The organism is Citreimonas sp. (assembly GCF_042096055.1).
Classification (GTDB): Bacteria; Pseudomonadota; Alphaproteobacteria; order Rhodobacterales; family Rhodobacteraceae; genus Citreimonas.
The window spans coordinates 1-19840 of the sequence record NZ_JBELMH010000067.1; the positions used below are offsets into that span (position 1 = coordinate 1).

Annotated in this window: 20 protein-coding genes; 12 read left to right on the forward strand and 8 right to left on the reverse strand. The window is 68.0% G+C overall.

Features of this window, described 5'->3' with window-relative positions:
* Nucleotides 1-1246: 30S ribosomal protein S12 methylthiotransferase RimO (rimO, locus tag ACFDTC_RS13700; protein WP_375259445.1), on the reverse strand; the 1246-nt coding region annotated here is incomplete at its 3' end.
* 163 nt (nt 1247-1409) lie between these two features.
* Between rimO and ACFDTC_RS13705 the strand changes: the two genes are divergently transcribed.
* The 4 genes from ACFDTC_RS13705 (at nt 1410) to ACFDTC_RS13720 (ending at nt 6060) form a co-directional block, all read left to right on the forward strand.
* A complete protein-coding gene (locus ACFDTC_RS13705) occupies nt 1410-2327 on the forward strand; it encodes a hypothetical protein (protein ID WP_375259446.1) in 918 nt (305 codons plus the stop codon).
* 297 nt (nt 2328-2624) lie between these two features.
* On the forward strand, nt 2625-3569 hold the full coding sequence (locus ACFDTC_RS13710) for an ABC transporter permease (RefSeq protein ID WP_375259447.1): 945 nt from the start codon (nt 2625-2627) through the stop codon (nt 3567-3569).
* Nucleotides 3566-4381 (forward strand): ABC transporter permease, encoded by an 816-nt coding sequence (locus tag ACFDTC_RS13715; RefSeq protein ID WP_375259448.1) that lies wholly within the window; start codon nt 3566-3568, stop codon nt 4379-4381. The genes ACFDTC_RS13710 and ACFDTC_RS13715 overlap by 4 nt, the downstream gene beginning before the upstream one ends.
* 68 nt (nt 4382-4449) lie before the next feature.
* A complete protein-coding gene (locus ACFDTC_RS13720) occupies nt 4450-6060 on the forward strand; it encodes an ABC transporter ATP-binding protein (protein WP_375259449.1) in 1611 nt (536 codons plus the stop codon).
* Nucleotides 6061-6132: 72 nt separating this feature from the next.
* Here the strand turns inward: ACFDTC_RS13720 and ACFDTC_RS13725 are convergent, their stop codons facing one another.
* The 3 genes from ACFDTC_RS13725 to ACFDTC_RS13735 all read right to left on the reverse strand — a co-directional run bounded on the left by ACFDTC_RS13725 (nt 6133) and on the right by ACFDTC_RS13735 (nt 8993).
* Entirely contained in the window at nt 6133-6633 is a 501-nt protein-coding gene (locus ACFDTC_RS13725) for a YbjN domain-containing protein (protein WP_375259450.1), read from the reverse strand.
* 213 nt (nt 6634-6846) lie between these two features.
* Nucleotides 6847-7395 (reverse strand): DUF3859 domain-containing protein, encoded by a 549-nt coding sequence (locus tag ACFDTC_RS13730; protein ID WP_375259451.1) that lies wholly within the window; start codon nt 7393-7395, stop codon nt 6847-6849.
* Entirely contained in the window at nt 7395-8993 is a 1599-nt protein-coding gene (locus tag ACFDTC_RS13735; protein WP_375259452.1) for a phosphoenolpyruvate carboxykinase, read from the reverse strand. Before ACFDTC_RS13735 ends, ACFDTC_RS13730 begins: the two co-directional genes overlap by 1 nt.
* A gap of 330 nt (nt 8994-9323) precedes the next feature.
* Here ACFDTC_RS13735 and ACFDTC_RS13740 point away from each other — a divergent pair, with 330 nt between their 5' ends.
* Genes ACFDTC_RS13740 through ACFDTC_RS13770 form a run of 7 tightly spaced genes read left to right on the forward strand, consistent with a single transcriptional unit; the run spans nt 9324 to nt 14734 of the window.
* Nucleotides 9324-10025, forward strand: coding sequence for a response regulator (locus ACFDTC_RS13740; RefSeq protein ID WP_375259453.1), 702 nt, complete (start codon nt 9324-9326; stop codon nt 10023-10025).
* 3 nt (nt 10026-10028) lie between these two features.
* The gene (locus ACFDTC_RS13745; protein WP_375259454.1) at nt 10029-11744 is read left to right on the forward strand and encodes a sensor histidine kinase; all 1716 of its coding nucleotides are present in this window, start codon (nt 10029-10031) and stop codon (nt 11742-11744) included.
* 2 nt (nt 11745-11746) lie between these two features.
* Complete coding sequence (locus tag ACFDTC_RS13750) at nt 11747-12172, forward strand: HPr kinase/phosphorylase (protein WP_375259455.1); 426 nt, start codon at nt 11747-11749, stop codon at nt 12170-12172.
* Nucleotides 12169-13098 (forward strand): RNase adapter RapZ, encoded by a 930-nt coding sequence (gene rapZ, locus ACFDTC_RS13755; RefSeq protein ID WP_375259456.1) that lies wholly within the window; start codon nt 12169-12171, stop codon nt 13096-13098. The genes ACFDTC_RS13750 and rapZ overlap by 4 nt, the downstream gene beginning before the upstream one ends.
* Nucleotides 13095-13493 carry a PTS sugar transporter subunit IIA gene (locus ACFDTC_RS13760; RefSeq protein WP_375259457.1) on the forward strand — a complete coding sequence of 133 codons (399 nt, stop codon included), beginning with the start codon at nt 13095-13097 and terminating at the stop codon, nt 13491-13493. The genes rapZ and ACFDTC_RS13760 overlap by 4 nt, the downstream gene beginning before the upstream one ends.
* A 33-nt stretch (nt 13494-13526) precedes the next feature.
* Nucleotides 13527-13805, forward strand: a complete 279-nt coding sequence (locus tag ACFDTC_RS13765) for an HPr family phosphocarrier protein (protein WP_375259458.1) — start codon at nt 13527-13529, stop codon at nt 13803-13805.
* Between the two features lie 56 nt (nt 13806-13861).
* The gene (locus tag ACFDTC_RS13770; RefSeq protein WP_375259464.1) at nt 13862-14734 is read left to right on the forward strand and encodes a lysophospholipid acyltransferase family protein; all 873 of its coding nucleotides are present in this window, start codon (nt 13862-13864) and stop codon (nt 14732-14734) included.
* A gap of 52 nt (nt 14735-14786) precedes the next feature.
* On the opposite strand, the gene ACFDTC_RS13775 is transcribed toward ACFDTC_RS13770, so the two are convergent.
* Nucleotides 14787-15662: a 3-hydroxybutyryl-CoA dehydrogenase gene (locus tag ACFDTC_RS13775; protein WP_375259459.1), complete on the reverse strand. Its 876-nt coding sequence runs from the start codon at nt 15660-15662 to the stop codon at nt 14787-14789.
* Nucleotides 15663-15813: 151 nt separating this feature from the next.
* Between ACFDTC_RS13775 and ACFDTC_RS13780 the strand changes: the two genes are divergently transcribed.
* The gene (locus ACFDTC_RS13780; protein ID WP_375259460.1) at nt 15814-16614 is read left to right on the forward strand and encodes a DUF6473 family protein; all 801 of its coding nucleotides are present in this window, start codon (nt 15814-15816) and stop codon (nt 16612-16614) included.
* A gap of 69 nt (nt 16615-16683) precedes the next feature.
* On the opposite strand, the gene ACFDTC_RS13785 is transcribed toward ACFDTC_RS13780, so the two are convergent.
* The 3 genes from ACFDTC_RS13785 to ACFDTC_RS13795 form a co-directional block, all read right to left on the reverse strand.
* Nucleotides 16684-17610 (reverse strand): electron transfer flavoprotein subunit alpha/FixB family protein, encoded by a 927-nt coding sequence (locus ACFDTC_RS13785; RefSeq protein ID WP_375259461.1) that lies wholly within the window; start codon nt 17608-17610, stop codon nt 16684-16686.
* On the reverse strand, nt 17610-18368 hold the full coding sequence (locus tag ACFDTC_RS13790) for an electron transfer flavoprotein subunit beta/FixA family protein (RefSeq protein WP_375259462.1): 759 nt from the start codon (nt 18366-18368) through the stop codon (nt 17610-17612). The genes ACFDTC_RS13785 and ACFDTC_RS13790 overlap by 1 nt, the downstream gene beginning before the upstream one ends.
* Nucleotides 18369-18708: 340 nt before the next feature.
* Nucleotides 18709-19840: AAA family ATPase (locus ACFDTC_RS13795; protein WP_375259463.1), on the reverse strand; the 1132-nt coding region annotated here is incomplete at its 5' end.

Consider the following 19840-nt stretch of genomic DNA (forward strand, 5'->3'; position numbering starts at 1 on the left):
CATCCGCCCGCGTGCGGCAGGTGGCGATGCCGTCCTCGTCCACGTCGTCGACGATGACCTGCTGCAGCGTGCCCACCTTGGCCGCCAGCTTCGCCTCGGAAATCGCATGCGCCTTTTCCATGAAGCGCTCCCAGCGCTCCTGCTTGACCTCGTCGGCGACGTGATCGGGCAGCACGTTCGACCGCGCGCCGGCGACGTCCTCGTACTGGAAGCAGCCCACGCGATCCAGCTGCGCCTCGTCGAGCCAGTCGAGCAGGGTCTGGAACTCGTCCTCGGTCTCGCCCGGATAGCCCACGATGAAGGTCGAGCGCAGGGCGATCCCCGGGCACGCGGCTCGCCAGGCGGCGATCTCGTCCAGCGTGCGTTCCGCCGCCGCCGGGCGCGCCATGCGGCGCAGCGTGTCGGGGTGCGCGTGCTGGAACGGGATGTCGAGATAGGGCAGCACGCCCGCCTCCATCCCCTGCGCCATCATCGGGATCAGGTCGCGCACATGCGGATAGGGATAGACGTAGTGCATCCGCACCCAGGCCCCCAGCGTGCCAAGATCGCGCGCCAGGTCGAGGAACGGGAACTTCGCCGCGCGGTCCTTCCAGTCGGTGCCGTAGGCGCTGGTGTCCTGCGAGATCACCAGCAGCTCGCGCACCCCGGCCTCGACCAGCTTCTCGGCCTCGCGCATCACCGCCTTGTGCGGGCGGCTGACCAGTTTCCCGCGCATGTCGGGGATGATGCAGAACTTGCACTTGTGGTTACAGCCCTCGGCGATCTTGAGATAGCTGTAGTGCCGCGGCGTGAGGCTGACGTTCTGCGCCGGCAGCAGGTCGATGAACGGATCCGGCTTGGGCGGCACCGCCACGTGCACCGCGTCCAGCACCTGCTCGTACTGGTGGGGGCCGGTCACCGCCAGCACCTTGGGATGCGCGCCGGTGATGTAGTCGGGCTCGGCGCCCAGGCAGCCGGTGACGATCACGCGGCCGTTCTCGGCCAGCGCCTCGCCGATCGCGTCCAGACTTTCCGCCTTGGCCGAATCGAGGAAGCCGCAGGTGTTCACGATCACCGCATCGGCGCCGGAATAGTCCGCCGAGATGCCGTACCCTTCGGCCCGCAGGCGCGTGAGGATGCGCTCGGAGTCGACCAGCGCCTTGGGACAGCCGAGGCTGACCATGCCGATGGTGGGTTGGCCGGGGCGGCGCGTCTCGGTCAGCCGCGCGCGCGACAGGTCCGGGCGAAGATCGGGGGGATTCTGCATGGCTGGCCTATAGCCGCAACGCCGCGCCCGTGAAAGGGCGTCGTGCGCGGGCACCCCCCGCCGGTCGCCGTTTCGTGACCGACGCGCGTCGCGCCTCGTTCGGAACAGGGCGCCGCGTTGTCTGTTGGCCGTCTGAACGGAAGGAAATAGAGAGGAGATTGACATGAAGACGCCCAACGCATTCCTGCGCGGCACCGCCATCGCCGCGCTATTCGCGATCCCCTTCGCGACAGGACCCGCCTTCGCGCAGACGGAACAGACCCAGACCGGCCAGATCGCGCAGAACCAGACGCAGGCCGACGCCGCGGCCGAGGCCGAGGACGGCACGACCGCTGCCGGTGACGGCACCGCCCAGTCGATGGACGGCTCTGACGGGGCCGATGGCCAGCAGCCCGACGCCGTCGTTGCAACCGTCGGCGGCACCGAGATCCGCGGCTCGGATCTGATGAGCGCGATCGGCGCGCTGCCGCCGCAGATGCAGCAGCAGCCGCCGCAGATGCTCATCCCGATGGCGCTGGAACAGCTGATCCTGCGTGAACTGGTGCTCGCCGAGGCGCGCAGCCAGAACCTTCAGGACGATCCCGAGGTGATCGCGCTGGTCGAACGCGAGGCCCAGACCACCGAAGACAATGCACTGGTCCAGATCTGGCTGCAGCGCGAGATGGAAGGCGCGGTGACCGACGAGGCGGTCCAGCAGACCTATGACCAGGCGGTCGCCGAAGGGCAGCAGAACCTGCCGCCGCTGGCGCAGGTCCGTCCGCAGATCGAGCAATTCCTGCGTCAGCAGGCCATGCAGGACATCCAGACCCGCCTGCGCGAGGGTGCCGACGTGGTGTTCTATGATCCGACGGGCAACCCGATCGATCCCCAGACCGGCGGCCAGGGCCAGACCGGCACTACCGGCGGCGCGACCGACTCCGGCTCGACCGGCGGCACCACCGGCTCGGACACGTCGGGCTCGACCGATGACGCGTCCGGCAGCGACACCGGCACCGACGACAGCTCGGACGACATGGGCACCGAAGGCTCCGACGACAGCGGCTCCGACGACTCCACCGACGGGCAGTCGGACAACAACTGAGCCGACGCGCACGCGTCAGCCCGGACTTTAACGCAGCCCGCCGCGTTCCCGCGCGGCGGGCTGTTGCCTTTGCCGTTGGCGGCGCTCCCAGTTTCCGGCCGCTCGCAGCGCCATGACCCGCCCCCGGTCCGGCTTCGCACGTCCCGTCTCACGGCTTGTTCGTTGACGAATGGTAAATCCGTCTCTGCAAGCCATTGATTTTACTAGGGCGAAGTCGTGTCCCATCGTGGGACACCCCGCACCGCACCCCGATTTTTGCCGCTGGACCCCGCATCGGCGCGGCCCTACCGTGACGCCATGCTGGCCTACGCCGTCAAACGCCTGATCTCGCTCGCGATCAGCCTGCTGGTCGCCTCGGCGGTCATTTTCGCGGTGGTCGAGATCGCCCCCGGCGACCCCGCCCGCTTCATGCTGGGGATCAACGCCCAGCCCGACACCGTCGCCGCCCTGCGCGCCGAACTGGGCCTCGACGTGCCCAAATGGCAGCGATACCTCGACTGGCTGGGCGGCATGGCCGTGGGCGATTTCGGCACCTCCTACACCTACCGCACCCCGGTGGCGCAGATGGTCGCCGACCGGCTCTGGGTCTCGCTGCCGCTGGCGCTCTATGCCCTTGCCCTCTCGACCGCGATCGCCTTTCCCGCCGCGCTGATCGCCGCCGCCCGCCGCGGCCGCGGCCCCGACGTGGCGGTGATGGGCGCCACCCAGCTAGGCGTCGCAGTGCCGAACTTCTGGTTCGCCATGCTGCTGGTGCTTCTTTTCGCGATCAACCTCGGCTGGTTCAGCGCCGGCGGTTTCCCGGGCTGGGACGACCCGCTGGCGGCGATCAAGGCGCTGACCCTGCCGGCCATCGCGCTGGCCTTGCCGCAGGCCGCGATCCTCGCGCGGGTCATGCGCTCGGCCCTGATCGACGTGCTGGGCGAGGATTTCATCCGCACCGCCCGCGCGAAGGGCCTGACGATGCCACAGGCCCTGTGGCGTCACGGGGTCCGCAACGCGCTGATCCCGGTGCTGACCATCCTCGGCCTGCAATTCGCCTTCCTGCTCGCGGGCGCGATCATCATCGAGCAGGTGTTCTACCTGCCCGGCCTCGGGCGACTGATCTTCCAGGCGATCACCCAGCGCGACCTGATCGTGGTTGAATCCGTGGTCATGCTGCTGGTTTTTGCCGTCATCGTCGTGAACTTCGCCGTCGACCTCGCCTACGTCGCCGTCGACCCGCGCCTGAGGCGCCGGGCATGAGCCGCGGCCTGATTGCCGGCGCCGCGCTGACCGCGCTGTTCGTGGCCGCAGCGGGGCTGTCGTTCCTCTGGACCCCGGGCGACGTCGAGGCGATGAACATCGCCGCCCGCCTGCAAGGGCCCTCGGCCGAGCACTGGCTGGGCACCGATCATTTCGGCCGCGACATGCTGAGCATGATCATGGTCGGCGCGCGCACCTCGATCGCGGTGGCGCTGGTCGCCGTGGGCATCGGCATGGGGATCGGCGTGCCGCTGGGCCTGACCGCTGCTGCCAACCGCGGCGGCTGGCTGGACGAGGTCATCTCGCGCGGCTCGGACCTAGTCTTCGCCTTCCCGTCGCTGGTCATCGCGATCCTGATCACCGCGATCTTCGGCCCCGGCGCCGTCAACGCGATCCTCGCCATCGGGATTTTCAACATCCCCGTCTTTGCCCGCCTTACGCGCGGGGCGGCGATAGCGCTGTGGAGCCGCGAGTTCATCATGGCCGCCCGCGTCGCCGGCAAGCGCGGCCCCCGCATCAGCGTCGAGCACGTGCTGCCCAACCTCGCGAACCTGCTGATCGTGCAGGGCACGATCCAGTTCAGCCTGGGCATCCTGGCCGAGGCGGGCCTCAGCTATGTCGGGCTGGGCGCGCAGCCGCCCGTTCCCAGCTGGGGCCGCATGCTGGCCGACGCGCAGACGATGGTCAGCCTGGCGCCGCACGTGGCGATCATCCCGGGCCTCGCCATCGTGCTGATGGTCCTCGGCCTGAACCTGCTGGGCGACGGGCTGCGCGACCGGCTGGACCCGCGACTGAACGCGGTGCGCGCATGAGCGACACTACGACTTCTTCTGCTGTCAAATACCCCGGGGAGGACGAGGGCCAGCGCCCCTCGCAGCCGATGCCGGAGCATGGCGCGCCGCTGCTCGAGCTTCGGGACCTAAGTGTAATCCTCGCCGGCAGGCCGGTCCTGTCCGAGGTCGGCCTTGCCATCGCGCCGGGCGAGATCGTCGCGCTGACGGGCGAGTCCGGGTCGGGCAAGACGATGACCGCGCTGGCGACGATGGGCCTGCTGCCGCAGGGCGCGCGTGTCTCGGGCGCGGTGCGTCTGGCCGGGCGCGATCTGCTGGCACTGGACGACCGCGCCATGTGCAAGGTCCGCGGCGCCGAGATCGGGATGATCTTCCAAGAGCCGATGACCGCGCTGAACCCCGTGCGCACCATCGGCGACCAGGTGGCCGAAACGATCCGCATCCACGCGCCCGGCACCCCGCGCGACGCGGTCCGCGCCCGCGCGGCCGAGACGCTGGCCCGCGTCGGCCTGCCGCCCGAGCGCATGCCGCCCGGGCGTTACCCGCACGAGCTGTCGGGCGGGCAGCGGCAGCGCGTGGGCATCGCCATGGCAATCGCGCTGCGCCCCGCCCTGCTGATCGCGGACGAGCCGACCACCGCGCTGGACGTGACCACGCAGGCGCGCATCCTCGGACTGCTGCGCCGGCTGGTGCAGGAGGACGGCATGGCGCTGATGATGATCACGCACGACCTGGCTGTCGTGGCCGACATGGCCGACCGCATCGCCGTGATGACCGAGGGCCGCATCGTCGAGGACGCGCCCGCAAACCGGCTGTTCCGCGAGATGCGCCACCCCTACACGCGCGCGCTGTTCGAGGCGTCGCGCCACCGGGCCAGCCTGCCGCCGCGCCCGCCCGGCGCGCCACTGCTTCAGGTGCGCGATGCGCGGCGCAGCTATGCCCTGCCGCGGGCGCGCCTTCTGGGACCGGCGCCGCGCTTCGAGGCCGTGCGCGGCGTCAGCTTCGACATCCGCGCGGGCGAGCGTGTCGGGCTGGTCGGCGAATCCGGCTGCGGCAAGTCCACGCTGGCGCGCGCGATCCTGGGTCTTGAGCCACTGCAGAGCGGCGCGATCACGCTGGGTGGAGCCGATGTGGCGACGGACGCCACGGCGCGGCGCCGGATGCAGGTGGTCTTCCAGGACCCCTATGCCAGCTTCAACCCCCGCCACCGGGTGCGCCGCCTGATCACTGAGCCGTTCCACCTGCTCGACGATCCGCCCAAGGGCGCCGCGCGCGATGACGCCGTGGCCGAGGCGCTGGACGCTGTGGGCCTCGACCCCTCGGTCGCCGACCGGACGATCCACGCCTTCTCCGGCGGCCAGCGCCAGCGGCTGGCGATCGCGCGGGCGCTGATCATCCGGCCCGACCTGCTGATCTTCGATGAGGCGGTGTCGGCGCTGGACGTGCGCGTGCGGGCACGGATCCTGGACCTCGTGGCAGATCTGAGCACGCGGTTCGGGCTGGCTTACCTCTTCATCAGCCACGACCTGAGCGTGGTGCGGGGGATCACCGACCGGGTGATGGTCATGCAGGCCGGCGAGATCGTCGAGCATGGCCCCACGGACACCGTCTTCGACACGCCGCGCCACGCCTACACGCAGACCCTGATGGCTGCGGCGCCACGCCTGCCCGAGATCGGAACGGACGCGCCCGTCGGGTGACGCGGGGCGGACAGCCCAAACGCAAACGGCGCCCCGCGGGCGCCGTCCGTGTCGATGCGATGTTTCAGTCCTTCAGGCGCGGCCGTAGGCCTCGGCGATGGCGATCTGCAGCGCCTGGTCGGGCGTCTTGTCGGTCCAGCACATCAGCTGGAACGCGGGGTAGTACCGCTCGGCGTTGGCGACGGCGACGGTGATCATGCGGTCGATCTGGTCGGCCGAGGCGACGGTGTCGCGCGACAGCAGCAGCCCGTACTTGAACACCATCAGCTGTTCCTTGCCCCAGTAGCTGAAGCTGCCGGCCCAGCACTGGTCGTTGATCGCGTTCAGGCCTTCATGCAGCACCGCCATCCGGTCGAGCGGCGGCTCCATCTCGAAGGTGCAGACGATCCGCAGCATGTCGTCGTGGTCCGACCAGGCGAGCGTGATCGAATAGGTGCGCCACTGGCCTTCGACGGCCATGGCGATCTGGTCCTCGCCGATGCGGTCGAATTCCCAGTCGTGATGCTCGGCCAGGTGTTCGACGATGTCGATCGGGTGCAGGTCTTCGCTTGCGAAATGCTCGGACAGGGCCATGCCGCTACCTCGTTGGTTGGTGCGCCGGGTGCTTTGCGCCCCAGCGCTCGGTGCCTGTTCAAGGACCTGCGGGCGGTGCCCCGGCCCTTACCACATATGGTGCCTGTGTCGGCCGGGCCCTGTAAAGCGAAATAACGGTGACAGCCGCAATAAGTTGTGGACGATCAAGCCGCCTTCGCAGGATGTGGGTAGGCTGATCAGGTGCGAGGCAGATCAGGAGACGTAGTCCGTCCCGAAGCACGTCTGCGCCACCTCGGTCGCGCGGTCCAGAGTGGTCACCGTGAAGCGCTGTGCGGCGAGAACCGTACCGTCGGCGCCCAGCACGCGGAAGGTCCAGCGGCCGTCGACGGCCTCGTATGGATATTCGAACGTGAAGAGGTTGAGCGACGGGTTGGCGGGCACGTAGTCCCAGATCTGCCGTGTCACACCGTTGCGGCCCATCGGCGGGTGCGTGACCTCGATGCGCGCGGCCAGCAGCGCGGGCGTCATGCCGCTGGTGCGGATGCCGAAGCTGATGCCGGGCTCGGCCGGGACGACGTCGGTCACCACGTCGAAGGCGCGGCCCTGCGGGATGACATTGACGACGCCGCTTTCGGTGTCTGGCGCAAGCCGCTGGCCTTCTGTGTCGATGGCGCAGATCACGCCGTATTCCTCGAAGGTCAGCCCGTAGTCGATGTCGCCCTGCGCCGGAACGACATCGCCGCCCGCGGCACAGACCGGGGCGGCGAGAGACAGGGCAAGAAGGGCGAAGGCGGCCCGCATCAGCCGAGGGCTGCGGCCTTCACGTCCTCGTCGATATAAGGGACGTACTGGGCGAAGTTGTCCGCGAACATCTGCACCAGTTTTTCCGCCTGCGCGTCGTAGGCGGCCTTGTCGTCCCAGGTCTTGCGCGGGTCGAGCAGCAGGTCGGGCACGCCCTCGACCGACACCGGCACCTCGAACCCGAAATTCGGGTCCTTGCGGAAGTCGGCGTCGTTGAGTTCGCCGCTGAGCGCCGCGGTCAGCAGCGCGCGCGTCGCCTTGATCGGCATGCGCTGGCCGGTGCCGTAGGCGCCGCCGGTCCAGCCGGTGTTGACCAGCCAGCAGGTGGCGCCGTGCTTGGCAATCTTGTCGCGCAGCAGGTTGCCGTAGACTTCCGGCCGCCGCGGCATGAAGGGCGCGCCGAAGCAGGTGCTGAACGTCGGCTGCGGTTCGGTCACGCCACGCTCGGTCCCGGCGACCTTGGCGGTGAAGCCCGACAGGAAGTGGTACATCGCCTGCGCGGGGGTTAGCCGCGCGATCGGTGGCAGCACCCCGAAGGCGTCGCAGGTCAGCATGATGATGTTCTTCGGGTGCCCGCCGAGCGCCGTCTTGGACGCGTTGCTGATGTAGTGCAGCGGGTAGGCGCAGCGCATGTTCGCCGTCAGGCTGTCGTCGTCGAAGTCGAGATCGAAGGTCTCCTCGTCGAAGACCATGTTCTCGATCACCGTCGCGAACTTCTCGGTCGTGGCGTAGATCTCGGGCTCGGCCTCGGGCGAGAGGTTGATCGTCTTGGCGTAGCAGCCGCCCTCGAAGTTGAAGGTGCCGCGATCGGACCAGCCATGCTCGTCGTCGCCGATCAGCGTGCGCGCGGGATCGGCCGACAGCGTCGTCTTGCCGGTGCCCGACAGGCCGAAGAACACGGCCGTGTCGACCGGGTTGCCGGTCGCGTGGTTGGCCGAGCAGTGCATCGGCATGATGCCTTTTTCCGGCAGGATGTAGTTCAGCAGCGTGAAGACCGACTTCTTGTTCTCGCCGGCGTACTCGGTGTTGGCGATCAGGATCATCTTCTTGTCGAAGTTCATCGAGATCACGGTTTCCGAGCGGCAGTCGTGCTTGGCCGGCGTGGCCTTGAAGCTGGGGCAGTTGATGATCGTCCAGTCGGCGACGAAGCTGTCCAGGTCCTCGCGGTCGGGGCGGCGCAGCATGTGGCGGATGAACAGCCCGTGCCACGCCAGCTCCGTGATCACGCGTACGTCGATGGCGTTCGCGGGATCGGCGCCGCCGATCAGGTCCTGCACGAAGTAGTCGCGGCCCTTCATGTGCTCGAGCATGTCGGCCAGAAGCGCGTCGAAGCCCTCGGGGCTCTGGGCCGCGTTGTTCTCCCACCAGATGCTGTCGGCGACGCTGTCGGTCTTGACGACGTGCTTGTCCTTCGGCGACCGGCCGGTGAACGTGCCGGTGGTCACGAGGAACGCGCCGCCCTTGCCGAGGCGGCCTTCGCCGTGGGCCAGCGCCTGCTCGATCAGAGCGGGCTCCATCAGGTTGTAGTGGACCGCTCCCAGCCCCGTGATGCCCTGATCCTCGAGCCGGAAATTCGGGTTCACCCGTCCTGATGTCATGCTACCGCTCCCTTCGCCGCGCCGGTCGGCGCATTGGCCACGAACCTGGCGTCACTTTCACGACAGACAGCGCCGCGCGCTGGCCAAGTGTTCCTTAGCACGGGCTTTTCCGGGGTGAACAGGACGCAAACACACGGTTAGCGCAACCAACGCGGGTTTAGCGTTAGCAGCCGCAAAAGGGGTGAGGCATTTTAGTCATTCGTTTGGGAAATTGCGGCCACGATGCGGAAGGCTCGGGGCCTGATTCGGTGTTTGGGATTGTTGTAAAGGGAAAACCCACACATACTGGACAAAAATTATTGGCAACGAGAGCAGAATAGGAAAACCCTTATGTCGAAGATCGCCCTTGTGGACGATGACAGGAACATCCTGACATCCGTGTCCATGACGCTCGAGGCCGAAGGCTTCGAGGTCGAGACCTATCACGACGGTCAGGCCGCGCTGGACGCCTTCAACAAGAAGATGCCCGACATGGCGGTATTCGACATCAAGATGCCCCGCATGGACGGCATGGACCTGCTGCAGCGCGTGCGCCAGAAATCGCAGATGCCGGTGATCTTCCTGACCTCGAAGGACGACGAGATCGACGAGGTGCTGGGCCTGCGGATGGGCGCCGACGACTACGTCAAGAAGCCGTTCAGCCAGCGTCTGCTGGTCGAGCGGATCCGCGCCCTGCTGCGCCGGCAGGAGGCCGTCGCCGCCGACGAGACCGGCGAGAGCGAAGAGGCCAAGCTGATGGTCCGCGGCGCGCTGACCATGGACCCGCTGCGCCACGCGGTGACGTGGAAGGAACGCGACGTGTCGCTGACCGTGACCGAGTTCCTGCTGCTGCAGGCGCTGGCTCAGCGGCCCGGCTTCGTCAAGTCGCGCGACCAGCTGATGGACGTGGCCTACGACGACCAGGTCTACGTCGACGACCGGACCATCGACAGCCACATCAAGCGCCTGCGCAAGAAGATGCGCGCGGTCGATCCGGATTTCTCGGCGATCGAGACGCTGTACGGCATCGGGTACCGCTACAACGAAGAGTGATCCATGGCCTTGGCCGAGCAAATCCACACGGGGGACGATAGACGGGCTCGGCGGGACGCCGAAATCGTGCTTGGCGACGACTGGATCGCGCCCGACACCACGGTCGAGAAAGAGTTGCGCGACACCCGCGCGCGCCGTTCGCGGCTGACGCTCAACCGCTCGCCGCTGACGCGCAAGATCATCACGTTCAACCTGATCGCGCTGAACATCCTGGCGGCGGGCATCCTGTGGCTCGACGGATCGCGCGACTCGCTTGCGGTGCAGAAGGTGAACGCGCTGCAGACCGAGGTGACGCTGGTCGCTTCGGTAATCGAGGCCGCGCTGCCAGGTGGCGCGACGGTGCTGGCGGACCCGGAAGGTTTCCAGCCCGCCACCATCCTCGACCGCCTTGGCCTGCGCGAAGGCTCGGAGGTGCTGGTCTACAACGCCGAACAGGCGCTGGTCGCCGAGGCGACCGGGACCGCCCAGCCGCTCGTGCCGGTGACCGAGGGCGAGGGGCAGCCGACGCTGATCTCCGACTTCCTCGACCGCGTCTGGAAAATGGCGGACGGTGCGTTCTCGTGGTTCGCGCCTCAGCCGGTCTACGTGCTCGAGGATCGCCTGCGCCTGATGCTCGAGGACGGCGATCCCACCGTCACGCGGGTCGAGGCCGCCGGCACCGCCGGCGGGGCACGGTATTACGCCTTCAGCCCGATCCGGAAGGACGGCGCGTTTCTGGGCAGCGTCGCGCTGGTATCGCCCGCGCACGAGATCGACGCCGCCGTCAGCGCCGAGCGCGAGCGTGTCCTGCAGATGTTCGTGGTCGCGACGCTGGTGTCGATCGGGCTCAGCCTCGTGCTCGCCTCGACCATCGCCAATCCGATCTCGGACCTGGCCGACGCCGCCGAGATCGGCCGCGACCGCAACCGCCGGGCGCGCACGCCGGGCCGCATCCGCATTCCCGACCTGACCGCGCGCCCGGACGAGATCGGGCGCCTGTCGGGCGCGTTGCGCGGCATGGTCTCGGCGCTCTACGACCGGATCGACGGGAACGAGCAGTTCGCCGCGGACGTGGCACACGAGATCAAGAACCCGCTGGCCAGCCTGCGTTCGGCCGTGGGTTCGCTGCGCATGGTCAAGAAGGAGGAGCATCGCAGCCGCCTGCTGGACGTGATCGAGCATGACGTGCGCCGCCTCGACCGGCTGGTCAGCGACATCTCGAATGCATCGCGCCTGGATGCCGAACTGGTCAAGGAGGAGGAGCAGGAGTTCAACCTGCTCGAGATGCTGGGCAACATCACCGATTTCCTCGGCCATGACGCCGAGACGAAGGGGATCGAGTTCATCACCGACCTGCCGCCGCGTCCCATCGCGATCCAGGGGCTCGAGGCGCGGCTGGCGCAGGTCTTCGTCAACCTGATCTCGAACGCGATCAGCTTCTGCGAGGACGGCGACGCGATCCGCGTCTGGGTCCGCCGGCGCGAGAACCGCGTGCTGGTTGTGGTCGAGGATACAGGCCCCGGCATCCCCGAGGACAGCCTGACCAAGATCTTCAAGCGCTTCTACACCTCGCGCCCGCAGGCCGAGTTCGGCAACAACTCGGGCCTTGGCCTGGCGATCTCGAAGCAGATCGTCGAGGCGCATGGCGGCGTGATCTGGGCCGAGAACATCCGCCCGACCGAGGCCGACATCACATCGGAGCCGCTGGGCGCGCGCTTCGTCGTCGGCCTGCCGCTGTGACGATGGACCCGCAGCCCGCCACCCTTCATGCCAGCGCCGTCGCCCTGAACGGCCGAGGCCTGCTGATCCGGGGCGCATCGGGCAGCGGCAAGTCCGGTCTCGCGCTTCAATTGATGGCCCTGGGCGTGAGCCTCGTATCCGACGACCGCACCGTCGTCAGCCGTGCGGGCGCGCAGGTGCACCTGAACGCGCCCGACACGATCCGCGGTCGGATCGAGGCGCGCGGCGTCGGCATCCTGAACGCCGAGGCTGTCCGCGACGCCACGCTGGTTGCGGTGGTCGATCTGGACACCCCCGAGACCGAGCGCCTGCCGCCGCATCGCGTGACGGATATCCTCGGGGTTGCCGTTGCGCTCATTCACAACTGCGCGCATGCCTCTTTTCCCGCGGCGCTTCGCCAATATCTGAACGCCGGAAGGGAAACATGAACATGGCGGTTCAGGACAAGATGCGTGTCGTGCTGGTCACCGGCCCCTCGGGCGCCGGGCGGGCGACCGCGATCAACGCGCTCGAGGATTTCGGCTACGAGGCGATCGACAACATTCCGCTGACGCTGATCCCGCGGCTGGTCGAGGGCCCGTTCCAGCCGCTGCGGCCGCTTGCCCTGGGCATCGATACGCGCAACCGCGATTTCAGCGCCAAGGGCGTGCTGGACCTGCAGCGCATGCTGTCGGCGGCGCCGGGGGTGAAGGTCGACCTGCTCTATCTCGACTGCGACGCGGACGTGCTGGAACGGCGTTATTCCGAGACGCGCCGTCGCCATCCGATGGCGCCCGAGGGCACGCCGCGCGACGGCATCCTGCGCGAATTCGCGCTGTTCGAAGAGGTGCGTCCCAGCGCCGACATCATCGTCGACACCACGCACCTGACCCCGCACGACCTGCGCTCGACGCTGGAGCCGTGGTTCGCGGCCTCGGCCGGGCTGGGCATGGCGATCTCGCTGGAGTCGTTCTCTTACAAGCACGGCTTGCCGCGCGGCCTGGACATGGCGTTCGACTGCCGCTTCCTGAGCAACCCGCACTGGCAGCCCGAGCTGCGTCCGCATACGGGGCTGTACGACGCGGTGGCGGCCTACGTCGCTGCCGATCCGCGGCACGCGGCGTTCGTGTCGCACCTGCTGGGGCTGATCCGCTTCGTGTTGCCCGAGGCCGCCGCCGAGGGCAAGGCGCACCTGACGCTGGGTTTCGGCTGTACCGGCGGTAAGCACCGATCGGTGGCGATGACGGAAACCATCGGGCAGGCCCTTGCGGCGGATGGCTGGCGGGTGTCAACTCGGCACCGCGAGCTCGAGCGCCGCGGTCTGTACGCACCGGGGGCGCGCGTGCCGGAAGAACACGAAAAGGCTGTCCGGTGATCGGGATCGTGATCGTCGCCCACGGAGGACTGGCCCGCGAATACCTCGCGGCGGTCGAGCATGTGATGGGTCCGCAGACCGCCATCCAGGCGATCTCGATCGAGGCGGATTGCGACCGCTCGCGCAAGCAGGACGAGATCTGCGCAGCGGCGGATTCGGTGGATGCCGGCCATGGGGTGGTTATCGTGACCGACATGTTCGGCGGCTCTCCCTCGAACCTGAGCCTGCGGGCCTGCGCCCCGGAAAACCGCCGGATCCTCTACGGCGCGAACCTGCCCTTGCTGATCAAGCTGGCGCGCTCGCGCCGCAAGTCGGTCAACGACGCGGTCGGCGCTGCGCTCGAAGCCGGGCGGAAATACATTGACAGCCAGAACATCACCCCGGAATTTCCCTAGGCCGTCGAACCGGGGCCGGAGGAGGGGCCGCTGATGTCACAATGCGCGCGACGCGCCTTGCGGATCGTGAACGAGAAGGGGCTGCATGCCCGCGCCTCGGCGAAACTGGTCGAGGTGGTTGAGACGTATCAGTCCTCGGCCGAAGTGGCGCGCGACGGCATGCGGGCCTCGGGCGACAGCATCATGGGGCTGCTGATGCTGGCCGCCGCCAAAGGCACCACCATCGAGGTCGAGACGCGCGGGCCCGACGCCGAGGCACTTGCCGAGGCGATCGAGACGCTGGTCGCGAACCGCTTCGGGGAAGACTCCTGACACCGAGCGGCCCGCGGCGGCGGATCCCCGAGGGGTCCGTCGTGATCGCCGCGGACATGGCGGCGCCGCGCGTCGCGCCGGCGCGGCCAGGTGCCGCGCCCTACGACAAGCGCAAGCTGAGCTACGCCACCACCTTCACCAACCCGTGGAAGGTCGGGACGATCCGCGCGATCGAATGGCTGACGGGCAAGCTGTCTCTGTTGCGCATGGTGCGCCGCTTCGAGCGGATGGGGCCGGCCGAGGGACAGGATTTTTGGCGTCAGGCGCTGCGGATCATGGACATCCGGCTGGACACGCCGCAGTCGCAGATCGCGCGGATCCCGAAGACGGGCCCCGTCGTCGTGGTGGCGAACCACCCCCACGGGCTGGTGGACGGGATGGTGCTGGCGGACCTGATCGGGCGGGTGCGCACCGATTACCGCATCCTCACGCGGTCGCTGCTGACGGGGGTGAAGGAGGTCGAGACCTTCATGATCCCGGTGCCGTTCCCGCACGAACCCGACGCGCGCGAGCAGGGTCTGGCCATGCGGGCGCGGGCGATGGCGCATCTGCAGGCGGGCGGCGTGGTCGTGCTGTTTCCCTCGGGCGTCGTCGCGCACAGCGCGGACTGGTTCGGCCGGGCCATCGAGGCGCCCTGGAACCCGTTCACCGCCAAAATGATCCAGCGGTCAGGCGCGACGGTGGTGCCGGTGTTCTTTCCGGGGCAGAACTCTCGCGCGTACCAGATCGCGAACAAGCTGTCGCCGACCCTGCGGCAGGGGCTGCTTATCCACGAGGTCGTGCATGCCTGCGGCAAGCCGCAAAGCCCGGTGGTGGGCATGCCGATCGCTCCGGAGACCGTCCGCGCCTTCGCCGGGGGCCAGCGCGATTTCGTCGCGTGGCTGCGCGACACGACGCTTTCCCTGGGTCGAGAGCAATCCGGCGACTGACGCTCGTTCCGTGCCGGGACATCGCCCCACCCGCCGTCCCTTGAACCGCGCGCTAGCGGGTCGGAACGGGCGTCTCGCCGCGGTAATCGTAGAAGCCGCGTCCGGTCTTGCGGCCGAGCCAGCCGGCCTCGACATACTTGGTCAGAAGCGGGCAGGGGCGGTACTTGGTGTCCGCCAGGCCGTCGTGCAGGACGTTCATGATCGCGAGGCACGTGTCGAGCCCGATGAAATCCGCCAGCTCCAGCGGCCCCATCGGGTGGTTCGCGCCCAACTTCATCGACTGGTCGATCGAGTTCACGTTGCCCACGCCCTCGTAGAGCGTGTAGACCGCCTCGTTGATCATCGGCATTAGGATGCGGTTGACGATGAAGGCGGGAAAATCCTCGGCCGAGGCGGCGGTCTTGCCCAGCCTCTCGACCACGGCGAGGCATGCCTCGTAGGTGTCGCGGTCGGTGGCGATGCCGCGGATCAGCTCGACCAGTTGCATCACCGGCACCGGGTTCATGAAGTGGAAGCCCATGAACTTTTCCGGTCGGTCGGTGCGCGAGGCCAGCCGCGTGATCGAGATCGACGACGTGTTCGAGGTCAGGATCGTGTGCTCGGCCAGCGCGGGCTTCAGCGTGTCGAAGATCTGGTTCTTGACGTCCTCGCGCTCGGTCGCGGCCTCGATGATCAGATCGCTCGTGCCGAGGTCGGTCAGGGTCAGCGTCGTGCGGATCCGCGCAAGCGCCTCGTCGCGTTCGGCCTGGCTGATCTTCTCGCGGCTGACCTGCCGGTCGAGGTTCTTCGTGATAACGGACAGGCCCTTGTCGAGCGCGTCCTGGCTGATGTCGCTGAGCGTGACGTCGTAGCCGGCAAGCGACATCACGTGCGCGATGCCGTTGCCCATCTGGCCGGCGCCGACGACGCCGATGCTCTTGATCTCCATCGCGGACCCTTTCGCTGTCGCGGCGCACCATAGGCCCGGCCGGGCGGGGCCTGCAAGGCGATGGCGCGCGGGATAGACGGCATTTTCGGTTTCATCCTTTGTTCGGGTTTCGCCCCGATGGTCGGTTCGCGGTGGACGCGATGGTGATGCGATGGGTGTGCTGGATCTCGGGCGGTCGGGGATCGACTACGATCTGTGCCGGTACGGCGACAGCCGTGTGCGCTTTCGCGGGCCGCCTCGGGAGCTGGACGGCGATTACGTGGGCTTCGTGGGCGGAACGGACACGTTCGGCCTGTTCGTGCCGGCGCCTTTCCCGGATCTGGTCGAGGACGAGATCGGCCTTGCCTGCGTGAACCTGGGCGCGGTCAATGCCGGCGCCGACCTGTTCCTCAACGATCCGGCGACACAGGCGGTCATCCGTGGCGCGCGCGTGATCGTGTTGCAGGTCATGGGCGTGCAGAACCTGTCGAACGCGTATTACAGCGTGCATCCGCGCCGGAATGACCGCTTCCTGCGCGCCAGCGATGCACTGGTCTCGCTGTTCCCCGAGATCGAATTCACCGAATTTCACTACACGCGCCACATGCTGTCGACGCTCGAGGCGGTGTCGCGCGGCCGCTACGGCGTCGTGCTACGCGAACTTCGCGCCACGTGGGAGCGGCGGATGGCCGGCCTGATCGAAGCGGCCGGCGGTCCGGTCATCCTGATCCGGTTATCCGAAGGAGCCGCCGGCGGCGCGCTGGCCGACGGGGCGATGCTGCGCCGTCTGGCGGACAAGGTCTCGGCCATCGTCGAGGTTGAAGCGGAGCCGGACCCCGACCCCACCTGGGGCATGGTCTTTCACCCGCACGAAGCCGCGGCGGCGCGGGAATGCCTGGGCGCCGCCGCGCATGACCGTGCGGCCGAGGCGCTGATCGGGCCCCTGACGGCGGCGCTGTCACGCGGCGCCTAGCCTCGGCGGCCTGGCGAAACGAAAAAGGCCCGCCGAAGGGGCGGGCCTGGTAGCACAGAGGCTTTTGCTTCAGAGCTTTTCGGTCAACTCGGGCACGGCCTCGAACAGGTCGGCGACGAGACCGTAATCGGCCACCTGGAAGATCGGCGCGTCCTCGTCCTTGTTGATCGCGACGATGACCTTGCTGTCCTTCATCCCTGCGAGGTGCTGGATCGCCCCCGAGATGCCGAGCGCGATGTAGAGGTCCGGCGCCACGACCTTGCCGGTCTGGCCGACCTGCCAGTCGTTCGGCGCGAAGCCCGAGTCGACGGCCGCGCGCGATGCGCCTACGGCGGCGCCCAGCTTGTCGGCCAGCTTCTCGACGATGGCGAAGTTCTCTTCCGAGCCGATGCCGCGCCCGCCGGAGACGACGATCCCGGCCGAGGTCAGTTCGGGGCGGTCGCTTTCGGCCAGCTTGTCCTCGACCCATTCCGACAGGCCCGGATCGCCTGCGGCGGCCACGTCCTGGACGCTGGCCGAGCCGTCCATCGCGGCCGCGTCGAAGGTCGACGTGCGCACCGACAGCACCTTGGTGCCGTCCGACGATTTCACCGTCTGCATGGCGTTTCCGGCATAGACCGGGCGCTCGAACGTGTCGGCGTCGATGACCTTGGTCACGTCGGTGATCACCATCACGTCAAGCAGCGCGGCCACGCGCGGCAGGATGTTCTTCGCGTCCGTGGTCGCAGGCGCGACGATGTGGCTGTAATCGCCGGCCATGCCGACGATCAGGTCGGCGACGGGTTCGGCCAGGCGGTGGCTGTAAAGCGCGTCCTCGGCCACGATCACCTTGGCGGCGCCCGTCAGCTTGGCGGCCTCGGCGGCGGCGTCCTTGGCCTTGGCGCCGGCGCAGAGCACGGTCACGTCGCCCAGTTGCGCGGCGGCGGTCATCGCCTTCGAGGTCGCGTCGACGGCCAGCACGCCGTCGTTGATCTCTGCAATCAGAAGTACGGCCATCACACAGCTCCTGCTTCTTTGAGCTTCGCCACCAGCTCGTCGACCGAACCGACCTTGATGCCGGCCGCGCGTTCGGCGGGCTCGGCGGTCTCGACCACGGTCAGACGGGGTGTCACGTCGACGCCGAGATCGGCGGCAGTCTTCTCGTCCAGCGGCTTCTTCTTCGCCTTCATGATGTTCGGAAGCGAGGCGTAGCGCGGCTCGTTCAGGCGCAGGTCGGTGGTAATGACGGTGGGCATCTTCACCTTGATGGTCTGCAGGCCGCCATCGACCTCGCGCGTGACCACCGCGTGGTCGCCGTCGATGTCGACCTTGTTGGCGTAGGTCGCCTGGCTCCAGCCCAGCAGCGCCGACAGCATCTGGCCGGTCGCGCCCAGATCGTTGTCGATCGCCTGCTTGCCGCAGATCACGAGGCCCGGCTGCTCGTCCTCGATCACCTTGGCAAGGATCTTGGCGACGGCCAGCGGCTCGATGTCGGTGTGCACGTCGTCCGCGGCCACGATCAGGATCGCCCGGTCGGCGCCCATGGCGAGTGCTGTGCGCAACGTTTCCTGCGCCTGCTTGACGCCGATCGACATGGCGACCACCTCGTCGGCCTTGCCGGCCTCCTTCAGGCGGATGGCTTCCTCGACCGCGATCTCGTCGAACGGGTTCATCGACATCTTGACGTTGGCGAGATCGACCCCCGAGCCGTCCGCCTTGACGCGGACCTTCACGTTGTAGTCGATCACGCGCTTGACAGGTACCAGTACCTTCATTGGCTTCCTCTTCCCATGTCGGGCGCGGCCGGGCCGCGCGCTGCGTCTGGACGCGTTGATAGCGCGCGTGAAGCCGGGGAAACAGGGCAAAATCGCCGCGTCCAGGCATCCGACGCGGCGTCCCCGGTGGTTGACGCCCGACCGATCGGCTCAGCCGCCCGACATGTCGGCGGAGTATCGCCTGCTTCTGATAAGCGGATGGAGCTTGCGACGAAGATGTCGCGCCGCCACCGACATCGTCGGAACAGCCCATAGCTGGCGATAGCCCGGTCTGGAAAGAACTCAGCCGCGGGCGATGCCGCGGCTGAGTGTCGTTTTGGTCTGGCCTTGGCCGTCGCGCCTACTCGGCGGTCAGCAGCGGCGGTTTCTTCGAAGACAGCCGGGCGCGGTCCGGTCCTTCGAGGTTCAGCTTCAGCTCGCCATCCTCGACCGTCACGCGGACGATGCCGCCCTTTGTCAGCTTGCCGAACAGCAGTTCCTCGGCCAGCGGCTTCTTGATGTGCTCCTGGATCACGCGACCCAGCGGACGTGCGCCCATCTTGTCGTCGTAGCCCTTGTCGGCCAGCCATTCCGCGGCAGGGCGCGTCAGCTCGATGGTCACGTTGCGGTCCATGAGCTGCGCTTCCAGCTGAAGCACGAATTTCTCGACGACCGAGAGGATGACCTCTTTCGGAAGCGGCTTGAAGCTGATCACCGCGTCCAGACGGTTGCGGAATTCCGGCGTGAACGTGCGCTCGATCGCAGCGGTGTCCTCGCCCTCGCGGCGGTCGCGGCCGAAGCCAATGGCCGCCTTGGCCTGCTCGGTCGCACCCGCGTTCGAGGTCATGATCAGGATCACGTTGCGGAAGTCCACTGTCCGGCCGTTATGGTCGGTGAGCGAGCCGTGGTCCATCACCTGCAGCAGGATGTTGTAGACATCCGGGTGCGCCTTCTCGATCTCGTCGAGCAGCAGCACGCAGTGCGGGTGCTGGTCCACGCCGTCGGTCAGCTGACCGCCCTGGTCGAAGCCCACGTAGCCCGGAGGCGCGCCGATCAGACGGCTGACCGCGTGCTTCTCCATGTATTCCGACATGTCGAAGCGCAGCAGTTCGACGCCCAGGCTGTCCGCCAATTGCTTGGCCACCTCGGTCTTGCCGACGCCGGTCGGGCCGGCGAACAGGTAGTTGCCGATCGGCTTCTCGGGCTCGCGCAGGCCCGCGCGGGCCAGCTTGATCGCCGAGGAAAGCGCGACGATGGCGTCGTCCTGCCCGAAGACCACGCGCTTGAGCGTCGCCTCGAGGTCCTTGAGCACCTCGGCGTCGTCCTTGCTGACATTCTTCGGCGGGATGCGGGCGATCTTGGCGACGACCGCCTCGATCTCCTTGGTGCCGATGGACTTGCGGCGCTTGGACTGCGCAACCAGGTGCTGCGCGGCGCCGGCCTCGTCGATCACGTCGATCGCCTTGTCGGGCAGCTTGCGGTCGTTGATGTAG

Bases quoted from the DNA above. Each gene is read 5' to 3' on its own strand.
- ACFDTC_RS13705 (WP_375259446.1), top strand. From the start codon at position 1,410: ATGAAGACGCCCAACGCATTCCTGCGCGGCACCGCCATCGCCGCGCTA.
- ACFDTC_RS13710 (WP_375259447.1), top strand. From the start codon at position 2,625: ATGCTGGCCTACGCCGTCAAACGCCTGATCTCGCTCGCGATCAGCCTG.
- ACFDTC_RS13715 (WP_375259448.1), top strand. From the start codon at position 3,566: ATGAGCCGCGGCCTGATTGCCGGCGCCGCGCTGACCGCGCTGTTCGTG.
- ACFDTC_RS13720 (WP_375259449.1), top strand. From the start codon at position 4,450: ATGCCGGAGCATGGCGCGCCGCTGCTCGAGCTTCGGGACCTAAGTGTA.
- ACFDTC_RS13725 (WP_375259450.1), bottom strand. From the start codon at position 6,633: ATGGCCCTGTCCGAGCATTTCGCAAGCGAAGACCTGCACCCGATCGAC.
- ACFDTC_RS13730 (WP_375259451.1), bottom strand. From the start codon at position 7,395: ATGCGGGCCGCCTTCGCCCTTCTTGCCCTGTCTCTCGCCGCCCCGGTC.
- ACFDTC_RS13735 (WP_375259452.1), bottom strand. From the start codon at position 8,993: ATGACATCAGGACGGGTGAACCCGAATTTCCGGCTCGAGGATCAGGGC.
- ACFDTC_RS13740 (WP_375259453.1), top strand. From the start codon at position 9,324: ATGTCGAAGATCGCCCTTGTGGACGATGACAGGAACATCCTGACATCC.
- ACFDTC_RS13745 (WP_375259454.1), top strand. From the start codon at position 10,029: ATGGCCTTGGCCGAGCAAATCCACACGGGGGACGATAGACGGGCTCGG.
- ACFDTC_RS13750 (WP_375259455.1), top strand. From the start codon at position 11,747: ATGGACCCGCAGCCCGCCACCCTTCATGCCAGCGCCGTCGCCCTGAAC.
- rapZ (WP_375259456.1), top strand. From the start codon at position 12,169: ATGAACATGGCGGTTCAGGACAAGATGCGTGTCGTGCTGGTCACCGGC.
- ACFDTC_RS13765 (WP_375259458.1), top strand. From the start codon at position 13,527: ATGTCACAATGCGCGCGACGCGCCTTGCGGATCGTGAACGAGAAGGGG.
- ACFDTC_RS13770 (WP_375259464.1), top strand. From the start codon at position 13,862: ATGGCGGCGCCGCGCGTCGCGCCGGCGCGGCCAGGTGCCGCGCCCTAC.
- ACFDTC_RS13775 (WP_375259459.1), bottom strand. From the start codon at position 15,662: ATGGAGATCAAGAGCATCGGCGTCGTCGGCGCCGGCCAGATGGGCAAC.
- ACFDTC_RS13780 (WP_375259460.1), top strand. From the start codon at position 15,814: ATGGGTGTGCTGGATCTCGGGCGGTCGGGGATCGACTACGATCTGTGC.
- ACFDTC_RS13785 (WP_375259461.1), bottom strand. From the start codon at position 17,610: ATGGCCGTACTTCTGATTGCAGAGATCAACGACGGCGTGCTGGCCGTC.
- ACFDTC_RS13790 (WP_375259462.1), bottom strand. From the start codon at position 18,368: ATGAAGGTACTGGTACCTGTCAAGCGCGTGATCGACTACAACGTGAAG.